We start from the raw sequence: 24,035 nt of genomic DNA on the forward strand, positions 1-24,035 counted from the left end.
AAACGTTTGCAGACATTTCTATTCTAGCAAATTTTGCTGGAATGCCAACGATAATAAGCAATTTTTTTAAAACTAAATTCTGATATTTGTTTGAAGTGACATATCGAAAATGACAACGTTTGACATAGCTAATTCATGTAGTAGAATGAAGTTATTGGTTCGGGACAGCGATGTCTACGTGGATGTCGCGCTCAAGGAGGAGAAAGTGACGAGTCATGATTAGTATGAGCGGAAAAGCAATACGTAAATGGTGGTGGTTATTTGCGCTGCCAACGTTTGCTGCGTTTATTGTTGGCTTCTTAGTGCCATTTATTATGGGTGTGTACTTGAGCTTTAGAAAATTCACTACTGTGACTGATGGTAAGTTTGTGGGTTTTCGTAACTACTATAGAGCTTTAAAAGATCCGCATCTTGTTTATTCGTTTTTGTTCACAACGCTTTTTGCAGTTATTACAACAATAATTATTAATGTTATTGCTTTTGCAATTGCGTACATGCTTACTAAGAAGTTCAAGGGCACGACGATATTCAGAGCCGTGTTCTTTATGCCAAATCTTATTGGCGGTATCGTTTTAAGCTATATTTGGCAGCTCTTGTTAAATGGTATACTCGGCTACTTCAATCGTACGATTACGTTCTCTGAAGTATTCGGTTTCTGGGGTCTTGTGATTGTTGTTTGCTGGCAGCAAATTGGCTATATGATGATTATTTATATCGCAGGAATGCAGGCTCTTCCAGGAGATGTTATGGAAGCAGCTGCTGTCGATGGTGCAAGCCCAAGGCAGACTTTATTCAAGATTACTATTCCATTGATGATGCCTTCTATTACTGTTTGCACATTCTTAACAATTACCAACGGCTTCAAGCTTTTCGATCAGAACTTCGCATTAACTAACGGTGGTCCGTCAAGGAAAACAGAGATGTTAGCTCTTAATATTTATAGAACTTTCACTACTCCAAGATGTGAAGGCGTTGGCCAGGCTCAGGCAGTCATGTTCTTCATTGTTGTGGCTGTTATTGCTATGGTTCAGAATATACTCACTAGGTCAAAGGAGGTAGCGGCATGAACGAGAAAACAAAGCATCCTGCGTTATGGACGGTGCTGTTCACTCTTATAAGCTTGTTATGGATTTTTCCTATAGCTTTAGTAGTGCTGAATTCTTTCAAGTCTAAGGTTGATATTGCCAGCAATCCTTTTACTTTTAGTTCAAAATCGTTTGTTGGAATGTCTAACTACGTATTAGGCTCAAATCGTACTGATTTTCCGATGAGTTTCCTCTGGACCATTGTTGTAACTGTTGGTTCTGTGATTCTCATTCTTCTGTGCACGTCAATGTGTGCATGGTGGATTGTTCGTGTGAACAATTGGGCAGCAAAACTTCTATACGTTTTGTTCCTGTTTAACATGATTGTGCCATTCCAGATGGTTATGTACACCCTTGCTTACATTACGAACGCTTTGAAGTTGAATACTCCATGGGGATTGTGGATTATTTACTTAGGCTTTGGTGCAGGACTTGCAGTGTTTATTTTCACTGGTGTGATTAAGGGTATTCCGCAAGAACTCGAAGAGTCTGCAATGATTGATGGTGCTTCTGTGCCACGTATATTCTTCCAGATTATTGTGCCGATTATGCGACCTGCTATTATTTCGGTTTCAATCTTGCAGGCAATGTGGATTTGGAATGACTTCCTGCTTCCATTCTTGACGCTCGATCTCAACAAGTATAAGACTATTTCTATAGCTGTTCAGTATTTGAAGGGCGGCTATGGATCTGTCGAGATGGGCGCAATGATGGGCTGCTTGGTTATGGCAATTGTTCCAATCATAATCTTCTACCTCATCTGCCAGAAGTACATTATTAAAGGTGTTATGTCTGGTGCAGTAAAGGGATAAATTAATTCTCCTCCAAAATTCAAGTGGCAGTGAAAGCGGCGGTGTGTGCATACTATTACGTTTGTGCACACCGTCATTATTTTTAATAGTTACGTTAGTTTGTAATTAGGTGGTAGAGTTCGTTATTAGAGTATCTATAGATAGTAAAGCATAGGAATTGCGTCATAAAACCAGGAGATAGTATAGAATGATTTTCTCGTTTGGAAGCCCAGATTCAAAGTTTGCGCAAAGCATGGAAACATTTGCTGATGCCGTGTGGCTTACAATATTGATGATTTTAACAAGCTTTCCTTTAATTACTATCGGCGCTTCTCTTTGTGCTGGTCATGATGCTGCAAGACGTACAGAGCAAGGTGAAGGACATATTACTGCAGCTTATTTTCGCGCGTTTGCTAGCAATTTTTTGGAATCTACTATTATTTGGGCTGTAATGGGACCAGTTTTGCTTGCTATTATTTGGCTATGGCTTTGCGTGTGGTTTACTCCACTTTTAATTATTAAATTTATTCTGAGCATATTGTGGGTTATTGTTGCCGAATGGGTGTTTGCATTACAAGCGCGTTTTAAAAATTCAATTGATAAAACAGTGGCTAATTCTCTTATTTTTGGTATTTCGTATTGGAAAGAAACTCTTATAATGACACTGCTAGATATAGTGTTTATTGTGTTAATATTTGCATCAATCGTATATTTGCCGCAGGGTTTGCCTTTGTTGGTATTCATTGGTTGGGGATCGCTTATTATGCTGCATACTCCGATTTTAGAGCGTGTATTTGCAAAGTATATTAAGAAGTAATTTCTGCGTTATGGCGTGACGACCTGCTTGAGCGCAGCATTGTGCGCGCGAAAGCAACTCGGAGTGCCGAGCTTGCTTAGGGTTGAAAGCACGGTGTGCTTTCAACGCAAGCGAGGCCTGCCTTCGTCAATAAAGACGAAGGCAGGGCAGGTTTGTGTGGCTGTGCTTTAGAAATTAGGTTGTGACTGGTGTGCGCTGATGACCTGCTTGAGCGCTGCGATTTAGCGCGCGAGTGTTGCTGCTTATTTGTGTTATTGACGCAGATTACGTACTGCGCGAGTAACGGTGTTGAGGCAGGGGGTTTGCTTCTTACTCCATAACCCCCATAACCCCATAATTAATGAGGCGAGCACTATTATAGATGCTCGCCTCACATAGGACATCATGTAAGAAATATTTTGATTTGCTACTATGCAAATCATATTCCTTACGAGGGGGGGAAATAGAGTCAGTTCATCGGTAAACCAACTATTAAATTATACATGCTTCCGTGTATTTTCGCCGCGCATAACTGCCGTCATAGATAGCACTCGTGGTGACTTAAATACTTCATCGGTGTGAACTACACGACCATCAGCATCAGCAAGTGGAATACGCCAGTTTGGATACTCTGTACTAGTTCCAGGCTGATTCTGTGAACGCTTCTCGCCGACAGCATCAACCAAAGCTACTTGCAAAAGCAAAGATGGGGAAGTGAGCATAATTGCATGCATAGCTTCCACAATTTCTTGTGCATGACCTTCAACATCCTCAGCAGCATCTTTGCTAATCCAACCGTTCTCAAGAAGCATCTTCATCATTGCATCGCGTTCAGCTTGAGCAGCCTCCTGGAACGTTTCTACGGAGTCTGTAAGCAGATGAAGTTGCTCGCGAAGCTTGACATGCTCAAAGGCAAGATAACCAGCTGTAGGTGGCATATCGTGCGTAGTAACGGAAGCAAGAGCATACTCTCGATATGTAGACGGATTAGCAAAAATAATTTGCTTCTTTCCAGCCTTCTTAGTAGCGGCTTCAGCTTCGTCGTCGTGGGTGAACCACTCAACAACAGTGCCAAGCACGCCATGAGATGCAAGAACCTTAGAAACATACTTCGGCACAGTGCCCAAATCTTCGCCAATAACAACACCGCCTGCGCGAGTTGCTTCAATAGTGAGAACTGCGAGCATTGCATCTACATTGTAGTACACATACGCGCCGTTTCTAGCACCCTGTCCTTGTGGAATCCACCACAAGCGGAACAATCCAAGAACGTGATCAATACGAGCAGCTCCTGCATGCAAGAACACGTTATGAACCATGTCTCGGTAAGCAATATAGCCAGTTTCATCCAAATAATTTGGATCGAATGGAGGTTGACCCCAATCCTGACCTTGCTGGTTGTAGAAATCAGGAGGAGCACCAACGCTTACACCATTAGCAAATCGTTCCGGACTCCACCAAACGTCAGCACCGTAGCCGTGTACGCCAACTGCCATGTCTTGCATAAGACCAATTGCCATACCAGCAGCTTTAGCTTCAGCGTGAGCTGTAGCAACTTGCTCATCAGCAATCCACTGAAGCCAACGATGGAACTCAAACAAGTCAGCATGTTCGCGCTTAAGTCGCTCAATTTGCGGAGTGCCTTTGCCTGTAGTGTCAAACCACAAATTCTCGCCCCAAGGAGCACCCCAAACCTCAAACGCAACACACCAAGTTGCAAAGGCGTCAAGATCTTCACCAGAACGATGCTTAAACTCACTAAACTCGCGCTCGCGCTCGGTAGAACGAGGTTGCTTGAAAATAATACGCAACGCAGGAAGCTTGGCATCCCATGCAGCGTTGATATCTATAGGATTTGGATTATTGTTTTGAGGAGCAATAGACTCATGCAATTGCTCTACTTTAGCAAGATCTTCGCCACTTAATTCAGCATATTCCGGAATATCTTGCGGACGAATATAAGTGACATTCAAGAACCTACGAGACTCAGGTAAGTACGGTGAAGGCTCAAGAGGTGTTACTGGAGCGCACGCATGAATTGGATTAATCAGCATAAAATCAGCCTTGCCGATTTCTCCAGCATCCTTAAGTAGGCGACGCAAATCGCCATAATCGCCAATTCCCCAAGAATCTTTTGAACGCACAGAATACATTTGCGTCATGAATCCCCAACGGTGCTTTTGCTTAACGCTTTCAGGCAATGGAATACGCGCAGGTGCGGCAATCAATGTGACATCAGCATGTTGAGCCGTCTCGCCATTCGCGCTGATTACTTTGGCATGCAAAGTGTGGTAGCCCATTGGCAAATCATCCGGAAGTTCAATGAACAAGTCTCCATCGTCTTCGGATTGAATATCGCCTAACGAGTCTTCATAATCTGTTCCATCTTCGAGTGTAAGAGAAATGTGAATTTGCTCTTTTTTGGCATCTCCTGCGTGAATTGGTACGCAAGTTTTTGCGCCATTAAACGAAACGACAGTTGGTGGCAATAACTCGCTAGAGCGTTTGCGCTGAACCTTCTCGTATGAAATTGCAATATTGTCTTGAGTGTCGGCAGGCATGCCTAATGCATCAAGTACTCCAACTAATGCTTCATCTGTAATTTCGGTGTAGCTTCCTTGCTGATCAATATAAAAAGTGGCAACGCCGCACGCCTTAGCAAGCTTAATAAGTGGACGTGCAAGACGTTCTGCGCTTTCTTCCATAGGCTTATCAGCATCAGCTTTGCCAGTAGCTGTTGTTGTCATGGTGCTCCTTCTACTTTATGATTTGGCACATTCCTAACATCGTCGTAAGCGTGCCAAATGTGCAACTATGGCGATAGCGTGTAAATCAATACATCTCTGGATTGAAATACACCCTGCCTGTCAATTATATAAATACCTGACATCGTTTGCAAATTAGCGTTGCGACATATTTGCTAGTTTTTATAAGTAATTGCAACTAAACACAAGTGTTGTGATTACTCATGTTTAGTTGCAATCGTCTGACAGTTTATTATTTTTTTTACTTACTAAAACGCAATTACTTGTTGCTAAGCACAACAAAAGTTCTGATAGGCAAGTGTAGGGTAGCAGCGCTTTTTTCAGTTGTAATATTTACCGCGGTGTCAGGTTGTTTTCCAGTCCACTTAGCAAAATAATCACTTGAATTAAGTACGCAATGCCACTCTTGAGCCTTTGCGCTATGAATAGCAGGTAGCTGAATAGTTGCATCTTCATGATACATAGGATTTGCGCAAACAATTAAATTATTGCCAATGCGCGTAGCCAAAACAGTATGGTTAGACGTTTCAAGTTGTTTGCGTTTGCCATCATACAATGAGCTATATTCAGCGCGAAGCTTTATAAGTGCACGATACCATTGAACAAGCGGATTGAAACGTTCAGCGCGCGCCCAGTCAAGCTGGTTCATTAGTACACCGCGATTATAAGAATTATCGCAACCGTGCTTAGTGCGTCCAAACTCTTCTCCGCTTAGCATAAACGGCGTGCCTGCAGAGCACAAAACAATTCCAGCTGCAAACATATTAGCGTTCAAAATATCCGCAACTTGTTGTGCATCTTGAGCGTCAAACTCAAAATCGCTAGCATTCTCGCGCATAGAGATACAAAGCTTATCCCAGAAAGTCAAATCGTCGTGAGCAGAAGTATATTGAACAATCTGTCCAACTTCTTTACCTGCAGAAGGCGTATCACGCCATGCATTAAGAGTTTGGCGAGCCGCATCTGAGCACCAGAGCTCATTGCCATTTACATACCCGCGGTCGAGATGGTTCATGACGTTGCCTTTGAGGGAATCGCGAGACTCGTCACTAAACCAGCCTATGCGCTCGTTAAGAGTGCTTCTGCCGTCTTTATCTCCCATCGGAACTTTTTCATCAACAGCAGGATCCGAAGCACTCCACGGTTCTCCATACATAACAATATCTTTACCGCCAGGAAGCTCATCTAATGCAGCTCGTGCCTGATTTAAGGTTTCAGTATCAGTCAATCCCATAAGATCAAAACGGAAACCATCAATGTGATAGCAGCGTGCCCAATGCAGCAAAGATTCAATAATAAACCTGCGGAACATAGGATGTTCAGAAGCCATTTCATTTCCACAGCCAGAGCCGTTAGCAAAAGATCCGTCAGAGTCTCGCCTGCAGAAATACCCAGGAGCCATGCATTCGAAAGCGTTTTCTGCAGACTTGTACATGTGATTATAAACAACATCCATAATTACGCGTTGGCCATTAGCATGTAATGCCGCAATCATTGCTTTGCATTCGCGAATTCGCGCAGTGCCGTCGTAAGGATTGCTAGAATAAGCACCTTCAGGAACGTTGTAAGCGTGAGGATCATAACCCCAGTTGTATAGAGAATCTAATTCTTCTGCTGAAGCACCGTTTTTGCGCGCATTGTCGATTGCGGATTCGTCAACTGTTGCAAAATCGTAAATAGGTTCGAGTTGCACATGAGTAATGCCAAGCTGCTTTAAATAATCCAAGCCAGTAGGGAAGTTGCATTCAGAAGAATCTGGATTTTGCAAAGATGTATGTTCATCAGTAAAAGCGAGATATTGGCCTCTATGCTCTGGCTTAAAGCCGCCATTAGGATTGCTGCTGAAATCTGCAACATGCGTTTCCCACACAACCATTGCATGACGCACAAACTTAGGAGACTTATCTTTATGCCAATTGGCAGGAGACACTCGCTCATCGTCTATGACAAGGCTGCGCTCACCATTTACACCGCTCGCTACACCCCAAGGGTCACTAGTTCGATTTACTGTGCCATCTTGGAAAGTAACAAGATAATCGTAGTATATGCCGTCTAAACGCTTACGGAAATTAATCCGCCAAGCTCCGTCATGCAACGGTTTCAATTCGTGTGTTTGAATTGGCTCACTGTTGTTTCCGGTTTCAAAAAGTCTTAACGTCACATTCTGTGCAGTTGGTGCCCATACAGTAAATGTTGTAGATTTAGCGTTTAAAGTAAATCCAAGAGGTCCTTCGTATACAGGCCATGTTGCCGAAGATGGAGTCGTCATATAGGGTATCCTTCTTCCTTCGCTATTTTGCGAATTGTCTAAATTTTCTAAATTATTTAATCGTATTAGTAATTATACAGTTTTTAAATTTTATTATTTACTTATTGTTCTGTTATCAAGTTTTTTTATGTTTTGCGGCACTATTTGGCTAAACACGGTAGGGTTTATGCGATAGCCATTATCGTATTAAGTCAAACGGCGAGTGTGTTAAGTTATTTTTTATTTTTACGTGTTCGTGTTGTCTAGCGAAAGAGAAGGCTGAAACGCTCGAAAGCGTCTCAGCCTTCAGTAGATTTATATCCTGTAAATTATCAGCCTTTAACGGAGCCAGACATGGACTCTTCGTAGAAGCGCTGCATAATAATGAACAGGATTACGATTGGTATGGAAATGCACACAGCGCCTGCCGCGAATGCAGCGTACCAATCAGGTAGATACTTTTTGGTAAGCATCTCCATTAATCCGTAAGCAACTGTGTAGTTTTCCTTATTGTCTCTCACTACTGTCTTCACCATAACGAAGTCTAGCCATGGTCCCAAGAATCCAGTAATTGCTTGGAACACAATCATAGGCTTGCAGATTGGAACAATAATCTTCCAGAATACTTGCCACTTTGTGCATCCATCCAAGTATGCAGCTTCATCCAAAGACTTTGGAATAGTATCCATGTAGCCCTTCATAATGTAGAAGCCGGCACCGCTACCTGCAGAATAAACGATAATAAGTGCGATTAATACAATCGAACCTTTTGTTAAACCAAGAGCCTTCAAAATGAAGTAGATAGCAATAACAGCCATGATACCTGGGAACATACCAAGAATCAGAGCAAGATTCATGAATGTCTTACGTCCTTTGAAACGGAGACGAGACATGCAGAAGGACACCGCTAACACAAACACCAAAGAAATAATGCACACGAAAATTGACACAATCAAAGTGTTGAGGAACATTCGTGGGAAATTAATGTCATCGGTATCGGTAAATAACTTTATATAGTTATTTAGTGAGTATTCAGTTGGGAAGAAGGTTTTCTGATAGGAACCAGTGTTCTTGTTGAAGCTTTCTAACAAAACCCACAAGATTGGAATCAGCCAAATAACTGACAACACCAGCAAGAACAAATGTGAGAAAGTATCTCCAATTACTCTTCTGACATGTTGATCTTTAAGGAAAGAAACACTACGAGTGCTCTTTACAACAGCTTCTTCGTTCTTAGTTGTAGTTTTATCACTCACCGGAATCCCTCCTCATTCTTGTAAGATCCAGAGTTGCGATACGTAATCAGTGCTACGACAGCAAGCACAATGAACGTCAAAATACCAATTACTGCACCTGCGTTGTAGTTTTGCTGGTCAACAGTCAACTTGTAGAGCCATGTGATAAGCAAGTCGGTGCCGCCTGCACTGTTGACTTTGCTACTTGCTGGACCACCTTTTGTTAAGAGGTAAATAACGTTGAAGTTATTGATGTTGCCAGTAAAGGTAGTAATCAAATATGGAGTCATAACAAAGATGATGTACGGCATTGTGACGTTCATGAAACGTTGCCACCAACCTGCGCCATCGAGCTCTGCAGCTTCGTAAAGTTCTGCAGGAACGTTTTGCAAGATACCTGTAATCTGCATGATGGTGAATGGAATACCAACCCAAAGATTGATAAGAATTACCGTCACTCGAGCCCAAGTTACATCCGTAAGGAAAGGAAGCTCCTGATGTATCCAACCGTTTTGCTTAAAGACAATGTTAATAACACCGTTCTGGCTAAGCATATTGTTCATAATAAGCAATGAAACAAACTGTGGAACTGCAATTGTAAGGGAGAAGCAAGTTCGCCACAATCCCTTAAGACGAGTGGACTTTCTATTGATTATCATTGCAATGAACATGCCGAGGAAGAAGTTCAGGAAGGTTGCAAGGAATGCCCAAACAAGAGTCCAGATTAATACGTCAAAGAATACGTCAGCTTTAATTAAATCACTTTTTCCGGTTAAGAATTGAGAAAAAACGTCTAACCCAATCCAACTGAATTTTTGTTGATGATTCTCGTCATAGCTTGTGAAAGCCATAGAAATCATGAAGAACAATGGCAAAATTGTGAATAACACAATGCCAGCAGTTGGAAGAGTCATAAAACCGACGTGTGCTTTTTCGTCAAGAAGAGTCTTCGCATCATCAATGAAATTAAGTGGCTTCTTGCCGTCTGCCATTACAGATTGCGCTTTGTACGCGCTGCGAAGAGCGAGAGTTGCCAGATATACAAGCAATACAATCGCTAATATCGACATAACTCCATACAGTAAAATTTCTACAGAATTATCGCCTGCACTGTATCGCCAGAATCCGTTGACTTTAACTCTGCCTTGTTCTACTGTGCCAAGAGTGTTGATTTTTGGAAGATAATCCAATCCAATTGCAAATAAGAATACGAATAAAGTTGCTTCGCACGCTAAGAATATAACGCCTTTGATGTATTGCTTGCGGACAAAATTGCCAAAGCCAAATATGACAACAGAAATCCATGAAAGAATGTCCGCATGTTTTGCAGCCTCTTTCAGTGAATAAGGTGAAGGAGCAAAGCGTTCTGCAGTTGACGTCTTCTTCTGGCGTCTTTCTCGCTTTGTGGATGTCGTGCCAGTCATGACATGCCTTTCATGTAAACAAAATTATTTTGTAGAAGATAAACAATGCGCCCCACCCCTTGCCGGAGCGGGGGCTGGGGCGCATTGTTTTACTCAAAGTGCATAAAACACTGCTTATGCATCTATTTAGATTTGTTGGCTAGAGTAAGTTTTGTTTACTTACTTCTCTAAGCCCTTAGCAAATTCTGCGGTCTGCGCGGCAGCATTATCGCCAGTAATCTTACCGGTGGAGATAGAAGTGCCGAATGCTTGAACTGGATCCCAGAACTTACCCATTTCAGGAATTGCTGGCTGCAAGACAGAAGTCTTAGCAATTGTTTCCATCTGAGCAACAGCAGCTGGCTCTGCCTTTACGCTATCAGCAAGGGACTTGTCAGAAGGAATTGCACCTTCCTTTTCGAAAGCAATCTGCTGGGACTTCTTGGAGCCCAAGAATGCAGCGAACTTAGCAGCCATCTCTGGAGACTTGGTGTTGGTGTTGTAAGCAACAGCCTTAGAACCAGCGAAGGACTTCATCTGGTGCTCGCCAGACTCAGTCTTGAAGGTTGGAAGAGCAGCTGCAGCATAGTTATCCTTCAAGGCGTCCTTAACCTTGGCTGCATCCCAAGAACCGGAGAACATTGCATCAACGGAGCCGTCCTTCAAGCCAGCCAAGCCGCGACCATTTCCATCAAGTACGAAGTGCTTTTCGTTTCCAACGAGCTTTGTTGCAATGTACTTGGTAACTTCAGCAGCCTTATCACTGAGCTTCATGCCAGCCTTAGCATCGTTTCCATTTTCGCCGAAGAGCGTCATATTGCCATCGAGGTAGAAGCCTGGGAGATACCAAGCATTAGCAAGATCGAATGAAACCTTGCCCTTTTCAAGCATCTTGTCGAGGGACTTAACGTCATCAGCGGAGAACTTGGACTTGTTGTAGTACATGAACCAAGTGTTGCCGGTGTAAGGAACGCCGTAAAGTTTACCGTCCTGAGCGGTAACAGACTTAATCAAAGTATCTTCGTTCTGTTCCTTAACTTGCTTTGTGGCGTCATCGCTTAATTCGCCGATTGCTCCAGCCTTTACCAAGTCGCCGAGCTGATCGTTAGGGAAGAGGAACACATCAGCAGCAGCCTTAGCATCCTGCTTAACAGCCTTAGCAGCGTCTGGTGGCTCAACAACAGCGTTCTTGAAAGTAACGTTTGGATTTTCCTTCTTGAATTCTGCTTCAACAGTCTTAATCCAGCCGCCATCTTTCTGATCGTCAGCAGAACCCCAAACAGTGAGCTGAACAGGTGCTGAATCAGCAGCCTTCTTAGCGCTATTGTTAGTGCTTGAACCGCAAGCTGCAAATCCAAACAAAGTAGCAACTGCAAGACCTGCACCCAGCATCTTCTTAATATTCGTCATCCTTGACCTCCTATATCATGCCAAAAACTGGCATATCATTTGGTGGCGTAGTAACGGACTCCGTTGTGGCGCAACATCGCGATTGCTGCGTAGAGCAGCGTCACAAGTCTCACAAATCCGTTCGTAAGCACTGTGTAGTATACACGGATATCGTGTCGTTTGCAAATGAGTGGCGGGTTAATCTGTATATTTCGCCCTATAAATTTTTTCAAGTGGTTGCGTGTAAACTAAATAGCACAACGCTAGAAGGGTGAAATAATGGCATTATACGATCATGCTCAGTGGCTTAAAGACGCGGTTTTTTACGAAATCTATCCGCAAAGTTTTTGTGATTCCAATGGCGATGGCATAGGTGACATTCAAGGAATTATCAAAAAGTTAGACTATGTAAAATCGCTTGGCTGCAACGCAATTTGGCTTAATCCTTGCTATGACTCGCCTTTTAAAGATGCGGGCTATGACGTGCGCGACTACAAAAAAGTAGCTGCGCGTTACGGAACGAACGAAGATTTAAAGCAGCTTTTTAGTGAAGCTCACAATCAAGGAATCCGCATATTGCTTGATTTAGTGCCAGGTCACACTAGTGAAGAACATGAATGGTTCCGCGAAAGTTCGAAAGCTGAAGAAAACGAGTTTAGCAAGCGATATATTTGGACAGACAGTGCGTTTAGCGGCTATTCTATGCCGTTTATTGGCGGTGAAACTGAGCGTGACGCCACTTATATTCTAAACTTCTTCAAATGTCAGCCTGCATTAAACTACGGTTTTGCACATAGGGATCGAGCTTGGCAATCCGCTCCAGATTCCAAAGAAGCGGCAGAAACTCGCGCTGCAATGGTTGATATTATGCGATTTTGGCTTTCGCTTGGTGCGGATGGATTCCGAGTTGATATGGCTGATTCGCTTGTAAAAAACGATGACAATAATGGCGAAGGAAGCCTTGGAAAAGACAATACAATTCGCGCATGGCAGGAAATGCTTGGCACTGTAAAAGAAGAGTATCCGCAGGCTGCTTTTGTGTCCGAATGGGGCAGACCGCGTCAGGCTCTTACTGCAGGATTCGACATGGACTTCTATTTGAATTGGCGCTGGGATGGCAATCCTAATGGTTATGCGCGTTTACTTCGTGACGTTGATAACGCTTTAGATAACAATTCTGAGCGCGATCGCAGCTACTTTAATGCGCACGGTGGCGGAAGCATTTGCCCATTCTTGGACGACTACTGCCCGCAGTATGAATCAACCTGTAATCAAGGCTACTTTAGTTTCATCACGTGCAATCACGATACGCCGCGTCTTGCTCCGCGTCTTGGCGATCGTGAGCGTCGCGTGGCTTTCGGCATGATACTCACTATGCCAGGCGTGCCATTCGTGTATTATGGCGACGAAATTGGCATGAAATATCGCGATATTCCAACAAAAGAAGGCGGCTACGCTCGTACGGGCACTCGTACGCCAATGCAATGGGACGATGCAAAGAATTTTGGCTTCTCGATGGCTGCAAAATCTAAATTATACTTGCCTGTTGAAGCGCGAGCAGACGGAAGAACTTGCGCAAATTCTCGAAAACAAGCAGTGGAAAGTGGTGAAATTCCAACTGTTTCTGCGCAAATTAATTGCGAAGATTCCTTCCTTTCGTGGGTGCGCTCGCTTATTGCGCTTCGTCATAGCCGCAAATCTTTGCAAGCTGACGCTTCTTGGAGAGTGCTGTATGCTCCTGTTGACGGGCGCGGCTTTGCTTACGAGCGTTGCGCAAAAGGTGACGCAGGAGAATCAGCTGTGGAACGAAGCATTGTGGTTATGAATCCAGGTGTAAATAGTGAAACAGTTTCATTAGAAGCATTAGCGAATCTTACGCAAGAATCTGCTTACAATCCATTACTGAAAATTGGAGAAATATCAGTTGATGGTGATTGCTTAACACTCGGCGCTCAAAGTTTTGCAGTGTTTGGAATGTAAATTACAGGTTAGGTAGATACGCGACTACGGATAAAGTTTATATAAACTAGGTATGCGCAAATAAACAAGGACGTGCAATGAGTATTAATAGTGGTAAAGCAATAATGCGTGATAGCGGTAACGCGAATAAGGAAATGCTTGATGCAAACGGCAAACCAATTCGTGCTGACCGTAACATAAAAACTGGAATCACGCTCAATAAACTCAAAATGCTCGGCGCTTTTATGCTTATGCTAGGTGCATTTAGTAACACAGTAATTGCACGAATGTTCGGCGGAACAGTAACCAATAATATGTTTGCATTGACAGTCATATTAGTTTGTGAATTTATAAGCTGGACTGCAGTGCCATGGTATGCGTGGATACTAGTACGCGGATACCATAACACGCATAATTTGAATCTTTACATGTTGAGATTGCTGATTTTAGCAGTGGTTTGCGAAGTTCCATACGATTTGGTGAATTCAAAATGTTTGTTCGACATGCGTTCGCAAAATCCTGTATTTGCAATGGTTATTTCCCTATTCGTACTTTCGAGTATAGATACAATTAGGGAACGTTTAAGCGGATTTAGTAAAGGTTTTGCTATTACCGTGCTTATCATTGCGGGTCTTCTTTGGAATTTGATAGGAAAAGTTTTTGTGCAGCATGGAATTTTCTTCGGCGGCGTAACTTTGCTTATTTTCGTACTTCTTTTTGAATTATTAAAAAAGCGCGAAATTACTATGGAGATGACTGCAGGAATGTTCGGTGCTATGTCGATGCTTACACCTGGTATTGGTGTAGCTGTGTTGCATTATCGTAGCCCTTATGGTGATGGTCCTAAAAACTCGACGACGTTCCGTTGTGTTATGTATGCGTGGTATCCGCTGATGTTGATCATTGCGTCAGTGTTTGCAGTATACATTCATTAAAGTTATAAGTTGTAAGCAAACAAAATAATACATAAAATAATACATAAAATTGTTAATAAGCAAAGTTGCAAGGTAACAGCAGAGATGTGCAGTAGTATGGACTCTTCCAAGTTGGGAATTTTTTATAAGTACGCAACTGATTCAAATGCAAAGGCGCAGGATAGTCAGGTAATTAAGGGCGAAAAGTGGCGAATTACGGTTATTACAGATTCGCTTATTCGTCTTGAATGGAGCGATGATGGAAAGTTTGTTGACAATCCTACGCAAACTGTAATCTGCCGCAATTTTGCTCACAAAAGCGCGGACGCTCAGCCGCAATTTAGTACGCGCACAAACGAAAATGAATGGCTGGAAGTCGAAACTGAAAAGCTGCATCTTACTTATAATTGCGAAGCTTTTAGCAAAGAAGGTTTAAGTATTGTTGTGCGCGGAGTGCCGTGCACGCAGTTTAATACGTGGCATTACGGCGACGCGTGCCCGGGAAATCTTCTTGGAACTTTTAGAACTTTGGATCAGGCGAATGGCCCGGTAAAACTTGGTAAAGGAATACTTTCGCGCGACGGATGGTCTATTTTAGACGATTCTGCAACTTGCGAAATTGCTCCGGCTGAGGAAATAAATGGCAAACCAAACCCGTATGGGGCTTGGGTTAAGTCGCGTGCGCAAAAAGTTAGCGAGCAATCAGGTAGATACAAGGACTTGTATTTCTTCGGTTACGGACACCGCTATATTCAAGCAATTCAAGACTTTTATAAGCTTACGGGCGCTCAGCCGCTGCTGCCACGTTTTGCGCTAAGCAATTGGTGGAGCCGCTACTATCGCTACCGTCAAGACGAATATTTGCAATTGCATAATCGTTTTAAGCGCGAAGGCATACCTTTTAGCACGGCTGTTATTGACATGGATTGGCATGTTACTGATGTTGATCCGAAGTATGGATCCGGTTGGACGGGCTATACGTGGAACGAGGAACTTTTCCCGGATCATCGTGCTTTTTTGCGTAAACTTAACGCTGCTGGATTGTCTCCAACTTTGAACTTGCATCCGCGCGACGGCGTGCGTGCGTTTGAAAAAGATTATCCGCAAGTTGCGCAAGATGCTGGCATTGATCCGGCAAGCGGCAAAGCTGTGGAATTTGATTTAACGAATCCGCAGTTTGTGAAGGCTTACTTCAACATGCATCATCGTATGGAAGATGAAGGCGTGCGATTTTGGTGGATTGACTGGCAGCAGGGGGGAGTTACGCGCGAGCCTGGCTTGGATCCTCTTTGGATGCTGAACCACATGCATTATGAGGACGCTGCGCGCGAAGGTCGATGGCCTATTACGTTCTCTCGTTATGCTGGCCCTGGTTCGCATCGCTACCCAGTTGGATTCTCGGGAGATACCGTTACTACTTGGGATTCGCTTGCTTTCCAAACTTACTTCACTTCTACAGCTTCCAATATTGGCTACGGATGGTGGAGTCACGATATTGGCGGACACATGCTTGGCGTTAGAAATAACGAGTTGGAAGCGCGATGGTACGCTTTCGGCGCGTTTAGTCCTATTAATCGTTTGCACTCTACTTGCTCGCCATTCGCTGGAAAAGAGCCGTGGAATTTCCCTCGGGAGACTCGCGAAGCAATGGTGAAAATGCTTCGTTTGCGCGCGGAACTTTTGCCATACGTTTATACGATGAATTATCGCGCGGCTTTTGATGGCAGGCCGATTATTGAGCCAATGTACTGGCAGTCGCCGGAAGTTGGAATGGCTTACGAAATTCCTAACGAGTACCGTTTTGGAAGCGAGCTTATAGTATCGCCGATTGTTTCGCCTAACGACGCGGCTGCTTTGCGCGGATGTGCTGGAGTTTGGTTGCCGGAAGGCGATTGGTACGATTTGTTTGACGGACGCAGGTATGTGTCTCGCGGCTGGAATGGCCGCAGATTTGAAGCGTGGCGCTCACTTGACCGCGTGCCGGCTTTTGCGCGCGCTGGAGCGATTGTGCCTCTGCAAGTTTTGCCGGAAGTTGCAGATTGCGAGCGTAGTGCTGAGACCGCTGAATCTGTTAATAGCATTGAAAATCCGCGGGCTTTGCGAGTTCTTGCATTCCCTGGAGCTGACGGCGAATTTGTGATGCGAGAAGATAACGGCGATTTTGCTGCCGCGTCTGCTGGAAATACTGCTAATACACGTATGAATTTTGTGTGGCGAGACGGCAATGGTTCTTCGCAATTTATTATTTCCGGTGTTGCAGGATGTGATGCTGCCGTAGAATCTGTGCCGCAAAAACGCAACTGGAACGTTGTATTTAGAGGAGTTGCTTGCATAGATTTTGCTCACGTGCGCGTGTTTGTTGGGAGCCGAGAGCTTAACGCAAGCGAGTTTGCGGTTTCTTACGAAGGCGAAGAGGCGACTTTGAGCTTGTCGGTTTCTGTGAAAGACGTGCCAGCTCGTTCGGAAGTTTGCGTAATTGTTGACGGTGGATTGCAAATCGCTGCCGACCCTAAAGTTGGCGACGCTTACCGATTCCTGCTTCAAGCGCAAGTGCCGTACAGAGGCAAGGAAATGGCTTTTGATGCAGTGCGAGATTCTGGCGGAAGTGCAAGTGCTATTGCTGAAATCTCAACTCTTGAATACGAGAACGAATCGGAAGCAGAAAAGTATCGCAACAGCGTTGATATGCTTAACGCTTACGCAACCGACCAGCCTTCCGTAGTTAAGTGGGCGCAATGGCGTTGCACACTGCCTGTTTCGGTAAAGCACGCGCTTGAGGAGATTTTGCTGCGCTCGGTTGAGTAATTCCGTCAGCGCGAGCGCGACGACCTGCCTGAGCGCTGCGATTTAGCGCGCGAAGGCAATTCGGAGCGCCGAGCTTGCTCAAGGTTGAAAGCACGGTGTGCTTTCAACGCAAGCGAGGTCTGCCTTCGTCAATAAAGACGATGGCAGGGCAGGTTGGTGTGACTGTGCTTTAGAAACTAGGTTGTGGTTGGTGTGCGCTGACGACCTGCCTGAGCGCATAGAGCGTAGCGCGCGAAGGCAACTCGGAGCGGAAACTCGCTTAAGTTGGAAGTCCAGTGGACTTCCAACGCGAGTTTCGCGCGCGAGCGTAATCCGCGCGAGCGCTGTCTGCGCCAGTAACGAAAAAACGGAGTTATACGTTACTCGCGCAGAAACCGTACTGCGTCAGTAGCGAAATTGCTTAGTTTTGCGATTTGACATGCCATCTCAATTAACCAATTTTTCACAGAAGCGCTAGAATACTACACGGTAGTGTGACGAAAATCACATATTTTCGTTGCGTCTATCTGTAGCGTTTGTAATATCGCTAAAGTTGGCAATATTACAGCTTTACAATCGCAGTTTTGAAAGTCAAAGCTACGAAACGCGGGAGCTTGTTCTATACAGGCTGAGAGGGCGAAAGCCGACCGTAAACCTGATGCGGGTAATGCCGCCGTAGGGAAGGAGTATTATGCGAAATATTCGTATTATTGGTGCAGGTATTATTGGTTTAGCAACAGCGTGGAGACTTACGGAAGCTGGCGTAAAAGTTAGCATAATTGATCCAGATCCAGTCTCGGGCGCTTCTCACCATGCTGCTGGCATGTTAGCTCCTACCGCAGAAATGCAATATCAGCAAGAAGCGTTGTATCCTCTTATGTTTGAGTCTGCAACTATGTATAAGGAATTGGTTGATTCGGTTGCAAAGTACACCGATAAGCCAACTGGCTACTTAGAGTGCGGCTCTTACGTAATTGGCGGTGACGCTGCAGATAACGAGCACGTAAACGAGTTGCTAAACTTGCAGCATCGTTACGGCCGTAGAGCTGAGCATATTTCTGTGAGTAAGCTTCGTGAGATTGAGCCTGCTCTTTCGCCAACTATTGCTGGCGCTGTAAGCGTGCCGGACGACCATCAAATCAACCCTCGTCTTTTCACTGCAGCAATGATTGATGCACTCGAAAAGCGCGGTGTTGTTATTGAGCGTCGCGCAAGCACTCCAGACGATTTGGGTCCAGACACAGTTTTGGCATCCGGCTTGGGTGCTAAGGATATGCTTCCTCAGCTTAAGCTTCGCGCTGTGTGGGGCGATATGATTCGTATGACTATTCCAGAGCCTTTGCGCCCAATTTTGAGCTCTGTGGTTCGTGGATTTGTGCATGATCGTCCAGTTTATTTGGTTCCTCGCGCTAAGGAAACAGGCGAGCTTGTGCTCGGTGCTACTTCTCGCGAAGATGACCGCGATATTCCAAAGGTCGGTGGCGTGCTTGACTTGCTTCGCGATGCCGCAAGCGTGCTTCCTGGCATTCAGGAATGCTCGATTACTGAGGTTACTGCTGGCGGTCGTCCTGGAACTCCAGATGATTTGCCATTCATTGGCATTGATCCTAAGACGCACACCACGATTTCCACCGGTTACTTCCGTCACGGCATTTTGCTCACCGCTTTAGGCTCTTCTTTGACTACAAAACTTGTGCTTGAGCAAGAGTTGACTGAGAAGGAAAAGGGCTTCTTGGAGAGCTGCAATCCTGCACGCTTCTAATCGCTAATTTCAGTGAATTCGCTAGATTTCGCCGCGAATTGTGTGAAGTGTTCCAATATAGACGTAAGTGTGATGCAGAAAGTACTTTTAGTAATTCAGCTTTTAGTTAGTAAAGGTTAGATTATGCAAATCGTAGTCAATGGTGAAACTGTTGAAGTGCAAGACGGATTAACTGTTGCTCAGCTTATTGCGCAACGTTATGGTTCGGATGCAGGACCTGGTATAGCGGTCGCAATTGGCGACGATGTGCTTTCTCGCTCGCAATGGGAATCAGCCGTCATATGTGATGGGAATCAAATCGAGATTCTTAGCGCAGTTCAAGGCGGCTGAAACACCACAAAATTAAGCGTGAAATTAGTGCGCTTAATTATTTAATTTTAATTAAGTTTAAATATTAAATAAAAGGCTTAAAATGACAGAAAATAATACAGAAGAAAGTGCCGATACTTGGCAGCTTTGCGGTAAGACTTTACATTCAAGGCTTTTGCTTGGCACTGGCGGCATGACGAGCATTGACATTATGGAAAAGTCACTTGTAGCTTCAGGTGCGGAAGTGGCTACGGTTGCAATGCGCCGTCACGCAAAAACAGGCGTGGATATTTACGGCATGTTGCAGCGTCACAATATTAACGTTTTGCCAAATACTGCTGGTTGCAAAACTGCGCATGACGCTGTGCTTACAGCAAAAATGGCTCGTGAATCGCTTGGAACTGACTGGATTAAGCTCGAAGTAATTGCAGACGACGATACTTTACTTCCAGATACTCGTGAAGTATTACTTGCTGCAGAAAAGCTTATTGAAGAAGGCTTTAGCGTTCTTTGCTACACGAATGACGACCCGATTGTGGCTCGTCGCTTGGTTTCGCTTGGTGTGAAGGCTGTTATGCCTGGTGGTGCTCCAATTGGAACTGGTCTTGGTATTTTGAATCCTCAAAATATTGAGCTGATTGTCCAAGAATGCAAGGAAGCTGGCGTTCCTGTGATTTTGGATGCTGGCGTTGGCACTGCTTCCGACGTTGTTAAGGCTTTTGAAATCGGCTGCTCCGGCGTGCTTCTTGCAAGTGCTGTAACTCGTTGCCCAGATCCAGTGAAGATGGGCCGCGCAATGGCTGCTGCTGTAACTGCTGGAAAGCTTGCTCACGACGCTGGACGTATTCCAATGCGAAATCATGCTCTCGCTTCCTCGCCTGTTGAGGGCCGCGCTTGGGCTGATTCTGTGCTGTAAATTTTGTACTGTAATTTTTCGGCATATTATTCAACATGACGATTAATAAAATTTACGACAACCTGCAGGAGCTTGAGGTGGAACGCACTAGCCGCCACTTGCTCCTGCCGGGCTTTACGCATGAACATCAGCAGTTACTTCGCGATGCGAAAATCTGCATGGTCGGAGCAGGTGGACTTGGTTCGCCATGCTTGCTTTCGCTTGCTGCAGCAGGAGTTGGCGAAATTACGATTTGTGATGACGACGTTGTTGAGCTTTCTAATTTGCAAAGGCAGACTTTATATACTGTCGATCAGTGTGGCAAATCTAAAGTGCAACTTGCGGCTAAGCGTCTGCAAGCGTTATCTCCGGGTTTAAAAATCAACCTTGTAGATAGATTTAATGAAGACAACGCAAAGCAACTTGTAGAAAGTCACGACTTAATAATTGATGGTTGCGATAATTTTGCTACTCGCTTTTTGATTGCGGATGCTGCTTGGAGCGCTGGTACGCCGGAAGTTTACGGATCGGTGCTTTATTATGAAGGTCAAGTAAGCGTTTTTATGCCTGGGGAGGGACCAGGATTGCGCGACTTGTACCCTTGTCCTCCGCCTAAAGAAAAAGTGCCAAAATCGGCAGTATTGGGCGCGACTGCGGCTATTGTTGGTGCAATGATGGCAACTGAAGCAATCAAACTCATAACCGGTATTGGCACGCCGCTTATTGGTGTTTTGGCGCGCTACAATGCTCTGGATAATTCTTTGCGTCGTTTTAAGTTCAGCGTGTGAATGCTACTGAATCTCATTGAATTTTGCAGAATTTCCCCTTAATTTTGCTTAAATTGCAAAACTTGAGTCTAGTTGTATAAAGTTTTTTGTAATTTTTGGGAATAAAAGTTGACTTTTATAAGTTGAGTGTAGTAGGCTCAAGTTTTGGAAAGTAAAAAAGCTGGTGATTTACCTAGTTTCCAACAAGGAATCTAAATAAGGTTCAGCTTACGTAACTACAAAACTTGAAGGAAAGCGTAATTGCACAAAAGGTGCAATACCTAGTTAAGGAGAAATTATGGGACGCGCAGTAGGTATTGATTTGGGAACAACCAACTCTTGCATTGCTACTCTTGAAGGTGGCAGCCCAACAGTTATTGTAAACGCTGAAGGCGCACGTACCACGCCATCTGTTGTGGCATTCAGCAAGTCTGGCGAAATCTTGGTTGGTGAAGTTGCTAAGCGTCAGGCTGTAACAAACGTTGATCGCACGATTAGCTCAGTAAAGCGTCATATGGGCACTGATTGGACTGTTGATATCGACGGCAAGAAGTGGACTCCACAAGAGATTTCTGCACAGGTTTTAATGAAGTTGAAGCGCGATGCTGAAGCTTACTTGGGCGAGTCGGTAACCGATGCCGTTATTACATGCCCAGCTTACTTCAACGATGCTCAGCGTCAGGCAACTAAGGATGCAGGTAAGATTGCAGGCTTGAACGTGCTTCGTATTATTAACGAACCAACTGCTGCAGCTTTGGCTTACGGCCTCGAAAAGGGCAAGGAAGACGAGCGCATTTTGGTATTCGACTTGGGTGGCGGTACTTTCGATGTGTCCTTGCTTGAAATTGGTAAGGATGATGACGGATTCTCCACAATTCAGGTGCAAGCAACTAATGGCGATAACCACTTGGGTGGCGACGACTGGGATCAGAAGATTATCGACTGGCTTGTTGGCGAGGTTAAGAACAAGTATGGTGTTGATTTGAGCAAGGATAAGATTGCTTTGCAGCGCTTGAAGGAAGCTGCTGAGCAGGCAAAGAAGGAGCTTAGCTCTTCTACTTCCACCTCAATTTCTATGCAGTACTTGGCAATGACTCCTGACGGCACTCCAGTGCATTTGGATGAGACTTTGACTCGTGCTCACTTTGAGGAAATGACTTCCGACTTGCTCGGCCGCTGCCGTACGCCATTTAACAACGTTCTTTCTGACGCTGGAATTTCAGTAAGCCAGATTGATCACGTGGTTCTTGTTGGTGGCTCTACTCGTATGCCAGCTGTGAAGGATTTGGTGAAGGAACTTACTGGCGGTAAGGAAGCTAACCAGTCCGTGAACCCAGATGAAGTCGTGGCCGTTGGTGCAGCCGTGCAGTCGGGCGTTATTAAGGGAGATCGCAAAGACGTTCTGCTTATTGATGTAACTCCACTTTCCTTGGGTATTGAAACCAAGGGTGGAATTATGACAAAGCTTATTGAGCGTAATACCGCAATTCCAACTAAGCGCTCGGAAGTATTCTCTACTGCTGAAGACAATCAGCCATCCGTCTTGATTCAGGTTTACCAGGGCGAACGTGAGTTTGCTCGCGATAACAAGCCTCTTGGCACTTTTGAGTTGACTGGAATTGCTCCAGCTCCTCGTGGCGTTCCGCAGATTGAAGTCACTTTCGATATTGATGCTAACGGCATTGTGCACGTTTCCGCTAAGGATAAGGGCACTGGTAAGGAACAGTCCATGACTATTACCGGTGGTTCTGGTTTACCAAAGGACGAAATTGACCGCATGGTGAAGGAAGCTGAAGCTCACGAAGCTGAAGATAAGAAGCGTAAGGAAGAAGCTGAAGTTCGCAACCAAGCAGAAGCCTTTGCTTACCAGACTGAAAAGCTTGTGAACGACAATAAAGACAAGCTTTCCGATGAAATCTCTAAGGAAGTTACCGACAAGGTTAATGCTTTGAAGGAAGCTTTGAAGGGTGACGACGTTGAGAAGATTAAGTCTGCTCAAAGCGAGTTGATGACTTCTGCTCAGAAGATCGGTCAGCAGCTTTACGCTCAGCAGGGTGCTGCTGGTGCCGAAGCTGGCGCTCAGTCTGCTGCTGGCGCTCAGGCTGGCTCTGCAGCTAAGGATGATGATGTAGTTGACGCCGAAGTGGTGGACGACGACAAGGACGATAAGGACAATAAGTAATGTCCGACTTTAACGCCAACGAATATTTGCAAGATATGGAAGATGCTGACTCGCTGGGTGTAAAAGCTACAGGTGATTCTGCGAAATCGTCTGCGCAATCTTCATCGAAAGCTGCTGAAGATGCAAATCCTGCAGAAACGAAAGCTGATGCACAAGCTGATGCTAACGTTTCTGCGGATCCCGCAAATTCTGAGGATACAGCGAATTCCACTGAATCCTCAGAATCGAAAGACAGCCAAGACGCGGATAGCGGCAGTTTAACTCCCTTAGGTAAAGCTAAGAAAGAAGCTGCAGAGTACTTGGAAGCGTTACAGCGAGAGCGTGCTGAGTTTATAAACTTCAGAAATCGTTCTGCCAAAGAGCAGGATCGTTTCAGACAGCATGGAATTATTGACGTGCTGACAGCATTGCTTCCGGCATTGGATGACATTGACCGCATTCGCGAGCATAGCGAAATGGATGATTCATTCAAGGCTGTTGCAACTAAGATAGATAAAGCTTTTGAAAAGTTTGGTGTGGAAAAGTTTGGTGAGAAGGGCGAAGATTTTGACCCGACCAAGCATGATGCAATTTTGCACAGGCCAGATCCAGACGCTACAAAAGAAACTGTTGATGCTGTAGTTGAAGCAGGATATCGAATAGGAGATCGCGTTATTCGCGCCGCTCGTGTGGTCGTTTCTTCGCCAAGTAATGACTAACGAAACTCTTAGTCGTGACTTTATTGCATAACTTGCTCGTGCTGACTCATAAG

Annotated in this window: 17 protein-coding genes; 12 read left to right on the forward strand and 5 right to left on the reverse strand. The window is 44.7% G+C overall.

What is annotated here, in order from left to right; genetic code table 11:
- Positions 1-215 precede the first annotated feature (215 nt).
- The 3 genes from P0108_RS02595 to P0108_RS02605 all read left to right on the forward strand — a co-directional run bounded on the left by P0108_RS02595 (position 216) and on the right by P0108_RS02605 (position 2,693).
- Complete coding sequence (locus tag P0108_RS02595; protein ID WP_248893559.1) at positions 216-1,067, forward strand: carbohydrate ABC transporter permease; 852 nt, start codon at positions 216-218, stop codon at positions 1,065-1,067.
- On the forward strand, positions 1,064-1,897 hold the full coding sequence (locus tag P0108_RS02600) for a carbohydrate ABC transporter permease (protein ID WP_076003104.1): 834 nt from the start codon (positions 1,064-1,066) through the stop codon (positions 1,895-1,897). The genes P0108_RS02595 and P0108_RS02600 overlap by 4 nt, the downstream gene beginning before the upstream one ends.
- A 187-nt stretch (positions 1,898-2,084) precedes the next feature.
- Positions 2,085-2,693 carry a YesL family protein gene (locus P0108_RS02605; protein WP_004108152.1) on the forward strand — a complete coding sequence of 203 codons (609 nt, stop codon included), beginning with the start codon at positions 2,085-2,087 and terminating at the stop codon, positions 2,691-2,693.
- Between the two features lie 476 nt (positions 2,694-3,169).
- On the opposite strand, the gene malQ is transcribed toward P0108_RS02605, so the two are convergent.
- From malQ to P0108_RS02630, 5 genes are all read right to left on the reverse strand, one after another.
- The gene (gene malQ, locus P0108_RS02610) at positions 3,170-5,419 is read right to left on the reverse strand and encodes a 4-alpha-glucanotransferase (protein ID WP_004108143.1); all 2,250 of its coding nucleotides are present in this window, start codon (positions 5,417-5,419) and stop codon (positions 3,170-3,172) included.
- Positions 5,420-5,696: 277 nt separating this feature from the next.
- On the reverse strand, positions 5,697-7,706 hold the full coding sequence (gene pulA / locus P0108_RS02615; protein ID WP_004108138.1) for a type I pullulanase: 2,010 nt from the start codon (positions 7,704-7,706) through the stop codon (positions 5,697-5,699).
- 311 nt (positions 7,707-8,017) lie between these two features.
- Entirely contained in the window at positions 8,018-8,941 is a 924-nt protein-coding gene (locus tag P0108_RS02620) for a sugar ABC transporter permease (protein WP_004104797.1), read from the reverse strand.
- Complete coding sequence (locus P0108_RS02625) at positions 8,938-10,344, reverse strand: carbohydrate ABC transporter permease (protein WP_410310280.1); 1,407 nt, start codon at positions 10,342-10,344, stop codon at positions 8,938-8,940. The genes P0108_RS02620 and P0108_RS02625 overlap by 4 nt, the downstream gene beginning before the upstream one ends.
- Before the next feature lie 159 nt (positions 10,345-10,503).
- Entirely contained in the window at positions 10,504-11,733 is a 1,230-nt protein-coding gene (locus P0108_RS02630) for an extracellular solute-binding protein (protein WP_004108134.1), read from the reverse strand.
- Positions 11,734-11,991: 258 nt separating this feature from the next.
- Here P0108_RS02630 and P0108_RS02635 point away from each other — a divergent pair, with 258 nt between their 5' ends.
- From P0108_RS02635 to grpE, 9 genes are all read left to right on the forward strand, one after another.
- A complete protein-coding gene (locus P0108_RS02635) occupies positions 11,992-13,692 on the forward strand; it encodes an alpha-amylase family glycosyl hydrolase (RefSeq protein WP_473730723.1) in 1,701 nt (566 codons plus the stop codon).
- 77 nt (positions 13,693-13,769) lie between these two features.
- A complete protein-coding gene (locus P0108_RS02640; protein ID WP_004108130.1) occupies positions 13,770-14,606 on the forward strand; it encodes a TraX family protein in 837 nt (278 codons plus the stop codon).
- Positions 14,607-14,702: 96 nt separating this feature from the next.
- Entirely contained in the window at positions 14,703-17,390 is a 2,688-nt protein-coding gene (locus P0108_RS02645; protein ID WP_421782850.1) for a glycoside hydrolase family 31 protein, read from the forward strand.
- Positions 17,391-18,060: 670 nt separating this feature from the next.
- Positions 18,061-19,131: a glycine oxidase ThiO gene (thiO, locus tag P0108_RS02650; protein WP_004104781.1), complete on the forward strand. Its 1,071-nt coding sequence runs from the start codon at positions 18,061-18,063 to the stop codon at positions 19,129-19,131.
- Positions 19,132-19,254: 123 nt separating this feature from the next.
- Complete coding sequence (thiS, locus tag P0108_RS02655) at positions 19,255-19,461, forward strand: sulfur carrier protein ThiS (RefSeq protein ID WP_064621649.1); 207 nt, start codon at positions 19,255-19,257, stop codon at positions 19,459-19,461.
- A gap of 82 nt (positions 19,462-19,543) precedes the next feature.
- Complete coding sequence (locus P0108_RS02660; protein WP_415693452.1) at positions 19,544-20,356, forward strand: thiazole synthase; 813 nt, start codon at positions 19,544-19,546, stop codon at positions 20,354-20,356.
- A 35-nt stretch (positions 20,357-20,391) separates the two neighbouring features.
- Positions 20,392-21,123: a HesA/MoeB/ThiF family protein gene (locus P0108_RS02665; RefSeq protein ID WP_012914521.1), complete on the forward strand. Its 732-nt coding sequence runs from the start codon at positions 20,392-20,394 to the stop codon at positions 21,121-21,123.
- A gap of 277 nt (positions 21,124-21,400) precedes the next feature.
- Complete coding sequence (dnaK, locus tag P0108_RS02670) at positions 21,401-23,284, forward strand: molecular chaperone DnaK (protein WP_410311043.1); 1,884 nt, start codon at positions 21,401-21,403, stop codon at positions 23,282-23,284.
- Positions 23,284-23,982: a nucleotide exchange factor GrpE gene (gene grpE / locus P0108_RS02675; RefSeq protein ID WP_473730724.1), complete on the forward strand. Its 699-nt coding sequence runs from the start codon at positions 23,284-23,286 to the stop codon at positions 23,980-23,982. The genes dnaK and grpE overlap by 1 nt, the downstream gene beginning before the upstream one ends.
- Positions 23,983-24,035 lie beyond the last annotated feature (53 nt).

This window comes from Gardnerella sp. c10Ua_244, from assembly GCF_055818055.1.